Consider the following 402-nt stretch of genomic DNA (forward strand, 5'->3'; position numbering starts at 1 on the left):
CTGTAATGGTAGAGTATTCTTCGCCTAACACCAATAAACCATTGCATTTAGGCCATATTAGAAATAACCTTTTGGGTTATAGTGTTGCTGAAATTTTGAAGGCTAGCGGACAAAAAGTGTACAAAACGCAAATAATTAATGATAGGGGTATTCATATATGTAAAAGTATGTTGGCTTGGAAACGTTTTGGAAATGGTGAAACACCCAAAACTACAGGTTTAAAAGGAGATAAGTTAGTAGGTAACTATTACGTAAAGTTTGACCAAGAATATAAAAAAGAAATAGAGGCTTTAATTGCCAATGGTAAAAGTGAGGAAGATGCTAAAAAAAATGCACCTATTTTATTAGAAGCCCAAGAAATGCTACGTAAATGGGAAGCTGGTGATGCCGAAGTAGTTGCGC

General features: G+C 35.1%; 1 protein-coding gene. It reads left to right on the top strand.

The genetic code is table 11. The annotated features are described in order from the left end of the window. A partial coding sequence (argS, locus tag FUA24_RS03070) for an arginine--tRNA ligase domain-containing protein (protein WP_148540014.1) occupies positions 1–402 on the top strand: 402 nt, incomplete at both ends.

It is taken from the genome of Seonamhaeicola marinus (genome assembly GCF_008085455.1).